Here is an 8,361-nt window from a genome sequence, read left to right on the forward strand (position 1 = left end):
CACTGACGTGTCTGGCAGTGACCGCAGGGTCCTTGCCCGCGGCCTGGGCCGGTCCGTCGGTGGGCGGCTCGGATGTTTCCGTTCAGCGAGTTGAACTCACTGACAAGAACGGCACTGAATCGGCCGAGCTTCGGCGTGCGACCAGGACCCCCGAGGCGCTCATCACTGCAGAAATGAACGTGCGGGCCTTCCGGCTCATGGGCCTCACGTGGAAGCAGTCCGACAACAGCGCCGCCGACATGAAGATCGAGGCCCGGTTCCGTCAGAACGGCAAGTGGCAGGACTGGGTCTCCGTACCGTCCGCGGAGGTCGACCCCGACGGTTCCGGTGCCAAGAAGGACGGCACCGACCCCTACTTCACGAGCGCGTCGGACGGCATACAGCTGCGCATCAGCGGCAAGGGCAAGGCTCTGCCCGCCGACCTCAGCCTCGCCCTGCTCGCAGCCAATGTCACGTCGGCCGACCGACAGGCCGTGTCGAGCCGTGGGCAGGCGTCCATGTCAAAGCAGGGGACGAGCGGCGTCCGCCTGTCGCCGGCCGAGACCGGTGTGAAGCTCAAGGCGCGGTCCGACTGGAACGCGGACGAGAGCCTGGCGGATCCCGGCTACAAGAAGACCGGCACGGTGAAGGCTGCAATAGTCCACCACACAGTCGACAACAACACGTACACGGCCGACGACGTTCCGGGCATGATGCGGATGATCTACACCTACATGATCTCGCAACAGGGCTACGGAGACTTCCCGTACAACTTCGTCGTCGACAAGTTCGGGAACACATGGGAGGGGCGCCGCGGCAGCATCGCCGCCAGCCCTGAGGCCCAGGGCGATGAGCCCAAGGCCATCCTCGGCGGCCATGCGGCTGGCTTCAACACCGACACCTTGGGTGTCGCCACCCTGGGCAACTTCGAACCCAACGTCTCCGGATCCGGGGCGAATCCCCAGCCCACCGACGAGATGATGGACGGTCTGGCGGCGACGCTGGCCTGGAAGTTGCGCCAATACGGCCGCGATCCGCTGGGCCAGACCCAGCTCACCTCAGGGGGCGGCACCGGAAACCCCAACCCGCCCGGCTCGATCCTGACCGTCAAGACCATCATCGGGCACAGGGACGTCAACCAGACCCTGTGCCCGGGCGCCAACATGTACTCCAAGATGGACGCGCTGCGCACCAAGGTCGCGGCCCTTGTCGCACCGCCGCAGCCGCCGGTCGGCGTCGTGTCCGCGGCGTCCAACGAGGCCGGTGGCAGCGAGCGCGTGCGCTGGGGCGACTACGACGGGGACAAGCGCCCCGACTACATCACCGTCGCCGACAGCGGTGCGATCAACGTGTGGCTCAACCACGGCGGGGACCCGGCCGGCGCGAACGGCTGGCAGCCCGTCGGCCAGATAGCCGGCGGCATCACCAACGACCGCAGCCGCGTGCGCCTGGCGGACTTCGACGGCGACGGCAAGTTCGACTACATCGTCATCGACCCGAGCGGCGCGGTGAACGTCTGGCTCAACCGCGGCGGCGACGTCGGCGGCGGCTGGCAGGGCATCGGCAAGGTCGCCGGCGGCATCACCAACGACGCCAGCAAGGTCCGCTTCGCGGACTGGGACGGCGACGGCAAGACCGACTACATCACCTTCAACGACAGCGGCGCCGTCGGCGTCTACCTCAACCGCGGCGGCGACACCGGCGGCGGCTGGCAGGCCACCGGCACCGTCACCACCGGCGCCACCACCGACCGCACCCGGATCCGGTTCGCCGACAACGACGGCGACGGCAAGGCCGACTACTACATCGTCAAGCCCAGCGGAGGCATCGACCTCTTCATCAACCGCGGCGGCGACGTCGGCGGCGGCTGGAAGCCGATGGGCCAGATCGCGGCCGGACTGACCAACGACCACCCCAAGGTCCAGTTCGTCGACTTCGACGCCGACACCCACGCCGACTACATCCTCGGCGACGCCAACGGCGGCGCCACCGTCTACTCCTGGAACGGCGGCGACGGCGGCAACGGCTGGAACGGCCTCGGCAGGGTCGCCGGCGGCGCATAACCTCTGCCCCCACGCAACACCCCCGGCCGGTCGCCGCGGCGACACGGTGGCCGGCCGGGACAGCAACACAGCGGGCCGAACATCCTCACCCACACCAGCGCTCTCGAGACCCCGCCTCCGGATGCATCCGGGTACACCTGCGCCACATGGCGCTGGCCGGCCTTGAACTGCTCGACCTCCTCGGCCCCGTTCCTGCCCCCTCCCCCTGACACCCCGTGTCTCCCCCCGCCGGCGACCCTACGGAGAGTCATGCCTACGACCGACCTCAGCGCGCTGCTCTGCAGCCTGGGACTGACCATCCCCTGGGCACCCGCGCGTGCCGACGGCTGGGATGAGGGCTGCATCGCCCGGCACGGACCAATCACGCCCGCAGAGCAGCAGTTCGTCAAGGACAACGTCGTGATCCGCACAGCCGGACGCACAGCGGTCGAGGCCGGATGCGGCACCGGCCGCTTCGCCCACCGGCTCCACCACGAACACGGCTACCACGTGACCCGTCTGGACCTAGTGCCCGCCAACCTGGATCTCGCGCGGGACCGCGGAGAAGCGCAGGGGCTCACGTATCTGCGGCACGACGTCGAAACCGGCCCCCCGCCGGGCTTGCCCATCGACGGCATCGACCTCGTCGTCGCCCGCCAGACGACGAGGCGGGCATTCCGGTGCTGCTCATCGGCGATTCGGCGTCGAACAATGTCTTCGGCAACGCGACGTCGTTGCCGGTGACGGTGGACGAGCTGCTCCCGCTCGTGCGTGCGGTGTCCGGGGCTGCCCGGCGGGCGCTGGTGGTCGCGGATCTGCCGTTCGGCTCGTACGAGGCGTCCGCGGAGCAGTGCTTCCACACGGCGGTGCGGTTCATGAAGGAGGCGGGCGCGCACGCGGTGAAGCTGGAGGGCGGCGAGGAGATGGTGGGGCAGGTGGAGCTGCTGACCCGGACCGGGATCCCGGTGATGGCGCACATCGGGTTCACCCCGCAGTCCGAACACAGCCTCGGCGGCTACCGGGTGCAGGGGTGGGGCTATGACGCGCAGCGGCTGGTGTCCGCCGCGAAGGCACTGGAGGCTGCGGGCGCGTTCGCCGTGCTGATCGAGATGGTGCCCAGGGAGGTCGGCGCGGAGATCACGCGGAGTGTGGCGCTGCCGACCGTCGGTATCGGTGCCGAGAGCGGGTGTGACGCGCAGGTGCTGGTCTGGCAGGACATTGCGGGCCTGCGTACGGGGCGGCTGCCGCGGTTCGTGAAGCAGTACGCCGGCGTCGTAGTCCGACAGCGCGTCCCCGACCACGAGGAGCCGCTCCTCCGGCTGCCACAGGGCCAGATGGCCCGGGGTGTGCCCGGGGGTCCGTACGACTTCCCACTCGGTGTCCCCAAGGCGGAGAAGCTGTCCGTCATCGAGCGCGAGGTCGACGGTGTACGGGGCAACGGGCTGGTCGAGGTACTCGGCCGCGCAACAGCCGGGGACCCGTCGGGAGATCGCCGCCGCCTCCGGTGCCCCGGCCGCGATCGCGGCGCCCTGGGCCTGGAGAAGGGCGTTGCCGCCGACGTCGTCGGAGTGCCAGTGGGTGTTCACGACGAGGGAGACGTCGCCGGCCTGCGCGCGGGCCCAGGTGACGGTCTCCTCGGCGTGGCCGACGAAGCCGGTGTCGATCAGGGCTGGTTGCCGTCCGGCCAGCGAAGAGTGTGTTGGCGTCGGGGAAGGGGCGCTGCCACCACCTCAGCCAGGACGGCAGAGACGGCTGGGGGCTCACTCGGCGGGCCTGTTCACGCGGATCAGCGTCTGCTGGCCGTTGGCGACGAGCTTCCGCTTGCCGCCGGACTGGACACCGTACACCTCCAGTTGGCAGACGGTCAGGGTGCGTCCGGGCTTCAGGACGGTGCCGATCGCTTCGAGGTGGTCACCGGAGGCGGGCGCGAGAAGGTTGATCTTGTATTCGACGGTGAGGACTTCGGAGTCCTCGTCGAACAGGGTGGGCGCGGCATAGCCGCCGGCGCTGTCCGCGATGGCGCTGGTGGCTCCGGCGTGGACGTGTGGCTGAGGCGCGCGCCGAGGTGGGCCATCAGGCCCTGGCGCTCGAAGCTGTCCTGGATGCGCTGCTGGACCGCGGGGCTCGCCTGTTCCTGCTGCCTCTGCTCTTCCACGTACGTGCTCTCCTTCGGGTCCGTGCAGGGTGGAGTGGGACGGGCTCCTCAGCCGGCCAGGCGTTCCACCAGCAAGAAGGCGCCGATGGCGATCATCATGGCACCGCTGATCCGGGTGACGGCCCGGGCGGCCGACGGCCGGGTCTTCAGGACCGTACGGGCCAGGACGCCGACGGCGAGGTAGACGACGGCGCACGCGGTCAGGTGCACCATGCTGAGCAGCCCCGTTTGCGCGGCGATCGGCCAACCGTCGCCGGTGTCGATGAACTGCGGAAACAGCGAGAAGTACAGCAGCAGCGCCTTCGGGTTCAGGCCGCTGATCCCGAACCCCTTGAACATGACCTGCACGCGGGAGGCGTCCGCGCTCTCTCCAGCGGCCGCCGGTACGGCCGGCTGCCTCAGCACACCCCAGCCCAGCCACAGCAGGTAGCCGGCGCCTGCCACAGTCAGTGCGGTGAGCGCGGCCGGGGAGCTCGCCACGATCACCGCCAGGCCCGCGACGGCAACCAGCGCGTAGGCCGCGTGTCCGGCGACCAGCCCTATGACGGCGGGTGTGACCGAGCGTTCCCGCATCCCCGCCGAGATCGCGTAAGCCCAGTCCGCGCCGGGGGTGAACACCAGCAGCAGATCCACGGCCAGGAAGGCCACCAGTGTCGTCGTATCCATCGCTCATTCCCTCTCGCGTTTCTTGCTCTGAGAGGGAAGGTTAGGCCGGATAGGCCCGAAGGTGTTTGCGTCTTTACCCCATGATCGCGTTAAGTGAGGGAGAATCTTCTCCATGGATGCCCTGGACCGGAAGATTCTTACCGAGCTGCAGCTCGACGGCCGCCTGACCATTACCGAGCTGGCCGCCCGCGTGCAGCTGAGCGTCTCGCCCTGCCACCGCCGGCTGCGCGACCTCGAACGCGAGGGCGCGATCCGCGGCTACCGCGCGGTCGTCGACCCGGCCGCCGTCGGTCTGAACTTTGAAGCACTCGTCTTCGCCACCCTGCGCTGGGAGACCCCCGACACCGTCACCGCCTTCGAAGAGGCCGTCGCCGACATCCCGCACGTCCTCCAGGCCCAGCGTCTCTTCGGCGAACCCGACTACCTCCTTCGCGTGGCCACCACCGACCTGGCCGCCTTCCAGCAGCTCTACGACCAGCAGCTCGCCCGACTGCCCGGGGTCCAGCGCCTGACCTCCACCCTCGTCATGAAGAACGTCATCGACGACCGCCCCCTACCCGAGTAGTCGCGGGGAGCCTGCTGAACTGCTGATCTCGAGGCAGCACGCACCGCACGGCTTCCCCGGTTGGGACACCGTCGAGGTCGGCACAGCGCACCGCATCCAGCAGGTCCGGTTCGAACAGCCACCCACGGCGGAATCCGGCGAGGAAGAGAATGTTCGCCAGCTCCGGTTCCCGCGCTTCGCTCCACACCTCGTAGCGCCATCGGCGAGCTTCCACGGCCTGCCGAGTCCACTCGAATGTGAAGGCGACCACGGGATCCAGAAGCCGATGGTGAGGTTTGACGTCCACCACCACGGGACCGTTCTCGGTGATGAGGAGGTAGTCCGAGAATGTGCCTGCGAACCTTCCCCTCCAGCACAGCCCTCAGCAAGAAGCTGGGCGACGATGCCGAGCACAGCAGGGTCGAAGTCGGCATACACGAAACGCGAGAGTTCCAGACGAGACTCATAGACCACTCGCTCTGTGTTGTCGCCGACCAGTACGACCCGAGAAATGCCTCTGCCCCCTGTACCAGCGGAACGTCTTCCATGGACTGGCACTTCCGCATGCTCTCGATCTTTTGGCCCGGATCGGCTCGCCTCAGCACCACGATGCCGAGGGGCCCAGGGTATTCGTGTATGAGCGTCGCCAACTCATTGGAGAGAAAGGCGACCGGGTGGCCAGCCTTGCTCGCGAACCTGCCTCTTGGGCAGTGGTCAGCCGACATCCGCCGCTTCTACGCCTGCTGAAGCGCTTCGTGCAGTTGGAGAAGCTCGGCATGTTCTGGTCCCACTTGGACGCCTCGGAGGAGGGCCGGAGCGCCACGCGCGGGGTGGGATCCGAGTCCGCCCCCACGAACAGCCGCGAGCGGCGAGTCGCCCGATGGGCGCGGGTGTGTGACGGGTACCGCTAGCGGGATCTGAGCACGATGCGTCGGGCGTGCCCAGCGGCGCACAGCGGCCGGAGTGCAAACGGGAGCAGGCGTAGCCCGCTTACCTGACCGTTTCCGGCAAAGTCGGCGGGCCAGTGCTCAGACAGGGTAGAAGCCCATCCGGTTCGCTCCGGGGGTGTGGAACGGGTACAGGGTGGGCTGGTCTCCGAGATCCCGCGGGGGGTCGACGTTCTCGACCATGATGACCTGGGCGCTGGGGTCGTCGTGCAGCGTGCGGTAGAAGTGGGCGACGACGTCATAGGGAATCTTGATGTCGTCCTCGTCAGGCTCGCGGTAGGTGAGGAGCGGGGAGTCGAGGACGACGAAGCCCGGATGCGGGAGGCTGCGGCCGGCAGTGTATTGAGCCAGCGCCATGGTGAAGGCAGCGTGGATGATCGAGCGCATGCCGCGGCCGCGGCTGCTTCGGGCACGATCGTCGACCGAGATCTCTGCGGTCATCTGGTTGTAGGTGACGCGGTTGTCCCCCGGGAGTTGCCAGGCCATCAGAATTTGGCGCACGGCGGTTTCGAAGTAGGCGATGTCGGTTTGCCGGGATTCCGTCCGGCTGGGGCGACGCGGTCACAGGCGGAGTGCTCGACATGGTGGCCTTCATGTTCTCCAGGCGCTGGATCTGAGCGTGGAGGGCCAGGTCGACCTGGATTCTGCTTCGTGTGGCAAGCAGGGCCTGGGTGTCCTCGTGGAGGGGAGCAAGCCGTTCTGAGGCCTCGTATTCATCCTCACCCCCGGCCCTCAGCGCGTAGGAGCACCGGCGGGAACGACGGGGCTGGCCGAGCCACTAGGTTCCGGAAGCGATGGGCGGCAGGCCCGGACCCAGCGGGGCCGGGCCGAATTCCGTCAAGGCGTCATCAGGGGTCCGTCAGGGCGCTTGAGGTCTCCATCTCAGGCCAGTTGGATGGATGACGTGAACATCGGTCTGCGCCACGACGACCGGCCACCAAATCCGGTGCTGCCGACGATGTGCCCTGTTCACCTACCGGTGCGCTAGCCCCCTGTCGAACCTCGACAGGACCCTCGGCCACGTCGCCGAGGCCCACGCCCGCACGCGATTCGAAATCGCTTCCACCGCTTGGCACCACGGTCCCGCCGCATGGGATCGCGTAGCCATGCCCTTCCCCTGGAATCACTCATGTCCTCCTTCCTGTCCGGCCGGACCATCATGGTCACCGGCGCCACATCGGGCATCGGCTACGAGACCGCCCGCCTGCTCGCCGAGTGCGGGGCCACCGTTCTGCTCCACGGCCGCACTCCCGCGGAGGCACGGGAAGCCGTGGCCCGGCTCATCGCCACCGCCGACGTCGACGCCGAACTCCTGCGCCCGTGCGCGGCGGACTTCGCGCACCTCGACGAGGTCGAGCGGCTCGCCAACCGGGTCATCGTCGGGCACCCGTGCCTCGACGTCCTCGTCAACAACGCCGCGGTCGCGGCCCCCGAGCGCCACACGGTCACCCCCGATGGCAACGAGCTCTCCTTCCAGGTCAACTTCCTCGCCCACTACCTGCTGACGAACCTCCTCGAACCGGCACTCGCCACCTCGCCGGGAGGTCGCGTCGTTAACGTCTCCTCCTCCATGCACCGCAGCGCCTCGATCATGTGGAACGACCCCAACCGGACCCGCCGTTACTCGCGCCTCGCCGCCTACGCGCAGTCGCAGCTGGCGCTCACCGTCTTCGCCGCCGACCCCCGGGTCACCGCCGTGTCCGTCAACCCTGGCGTCTGCGAGACCGCCCTCAGGCCGCTGTACGGACACGAGGGTGCGACGCCTGCCGAGGGCGCAGCCCACGTCGTGCGCCTCTGCGACCCGGCGGTCGAGATCGTCAACGGCGCCTACTACGACCGGAACGCGCGGATGGACCCGGCCCCCGGCGCGACCGAGGAACGCACCATCAAGCGGCTCAACAAACTGGCCGACGTACTCGTCGGCCACTCCGCCTGACCCGCAAAGCCAACCATGGCCGCAAGGCCGGCCGGCGCTGACGCTCACCAGCGCCGGTTCCCCGCGGGGGCGGCCCGCCGTCCCGGGCCGCC

General features: G+C 68.7%; 6 protein-coding genes and 3 pseudogenes. 5 read left to right on the plus strand and 4 right to left on the minus strand.

Translation table 11 applies throughout. The features are described from left to right. The first annotated feature begins 173 nt into the window (after window positions 1-173). From ACZ7GJ_RS32595 to ACZ7GJ_RS32605, 3 genes and pseudogenes are all read left to right on the plus strand, one after another. On the plus strand, window positions 174-2,042 hold the full coding sequence (locus ACZ7GJ_RS32595; protein WP_470756766.1) for an FG-GAP-like repeat-containing protein: 1,869 nt from the start codon (window positions 174-176) through the stop codon (window positions 2,040-2,042). Window positions 2,043-2,291: 249 nt separating this feature from the next. Beyond that, window positions 2,292-2,765: a class I SAM-dependent methyltransferase gene (locus ACZ7GJ_RS32600; RefSeq protein ID WP_470756767.1), complete on the plus strand. Its 474-nt coding sequence runs from the start codon at window positions 2,292-2,294 to the stop codon at window positions 2,763-2,765. Then, window positions 2,702-3,235, plus strand: a pseudogene (locus ACZ7GJ_RS32605) (3-methyl-2-oxobutanoate hydroxymethyltransferase); the annotation flags it as partial. The gene ACZ7GJ_RS32600 and the pseudogene ACZ7GJ_RS32605, both read left to right, overlap by 64 nt. Before the next feature lie 111 nt (window positions 3,236-3,346). On the opposite strand, the pseudogene ACZ7GJ_RS32610 reads toward ACZ7GJ_RS32605, so the two are convergent. The 3 genes and pseudogenes from ACZ7GJ_RS32610 to ACZ7GJ_RS32620 form a co-directional block, all read right to left on the minus strand. Further along, window positions 3,347-3,709, minus strand: a pseudogene (locus tag ACZ7GJ_RS32610) (MBL fold metallo-hydrolase); the annotation flags it as partial. A 72-nt stretch (window positions 3,710-3,781) separates the two neighbouring features. Continuing rightward, window positions 3,782-4,176 (minus strand): annotated as a pseudogene (locus tag ACZ7GJ_RS32615) (PaaI family thioesterase). A gap of 48 nt (window positions 4,177-4,224) precedes the next feature. Next, the gene (locus tag ACZ7GJ_RS32620) at window positions 4,225-4,842 is read right to left on the minus strand and encodes a LysE family translocator (RefSeq protein ID WP_470756769.1); all 618 of its coding nucleotides are present in this window, start codon (window positions 4,840-4,842) and stop codon (window positions 4,225-4,227) included. 112 nt (window positions 4,843-4,954) lie between these two features. Between ACZ7GJ_RS32620 and ACZ7GJ_RS32625 the strand changes: the two genes are divergently transcribed. Continuing rightward, complete coding sequence (locus ACZ7GJ_RS32625; RefSeq protein WP_470756771.1) at window positions 4,955-5,407, plus strand: Lrp/AsnC family transcriptional regulator; 453 nt, start codon at window positions 4,955-4,957, stop codon at window positions 5,405-5,407. 1,007 nt (window positions 5,408-6,414) lie between these two features. Here the strand turns inward: ACZ7GJ_RS32625 and ACZ7GJ_RS32630 are convergent. Next, entirely contained in the window at window positions 6,415-6,834 is a 420-nt protein-coding gene (locus tag ACZ7GJ_RS32630; RefSeq protein WP_470756773.1) for a hypothetical protein, read from the minus strand. 628 nt (window positions 6,835-7,462) lie between these two features. On the opposite strand from ACZ7GJ_RS32630, the gene ACZ7GJ_RS32635 reads away from it, so the two are divergent. Then, a complete protein-coding gene (locus tag ACZ7GJ_RS32635; protein WP_470756775.1) occupies window positions 7,463-8,269 on the plus strand; it encodes an SDR family NAD(P)-dependent oxidoreductase in 807 nt (268 codons plus the stop codon). Window positions 8,270-8,361 lie beyond the last annotated feature (92 nt).

Source organism: Streptomyces sp. NPDC037242 (assembly GCF_055604165.1).

What these genes read in the sequence shown, in the direction of transcription:
- ACZ7GJ_RS32595 (WP_470756766.1), top strand. Translation starts at nt 174, where the DNA reads ATGAACGTGCGGGCCTTCCGGCTCATGGGCCTCACGTGGAAGCAGTCC.
- ACZ7GJ_RS32600 (WP_470756767.1), top strand. Translation starts at nt 2,292, where the DNA reads ATGCCTACGACCGACCTCAGCGCGCTGCTCTGCAGCCTGGGACTGACC.
- ACZ7GJ_RS32620 (WP_470756769.1), bottom strand. Translation starts at nt 4,842, where the DNA reads ATGGATACGACGACACTGGTGGCCTTCCTGGCCGTGGATCTGCTGCTG.
- ACZ7GJ_RS32625 (WP_470756771.1), top strand. Translation starts at nt 4,955, where the DNA reads ATGGATGCCCTGGACCGGAAGATTCTTACCGAGCTGCAGCTCGACGGC.
- ACZ7GJ_RS32635 (WP_470756775.1), top strand. Translation starts at nt 7,463, where the DNA reads ATGTCCTCCTTCCTGTCCGGCCGGACCATCATGGTCACCGGCGCCACA.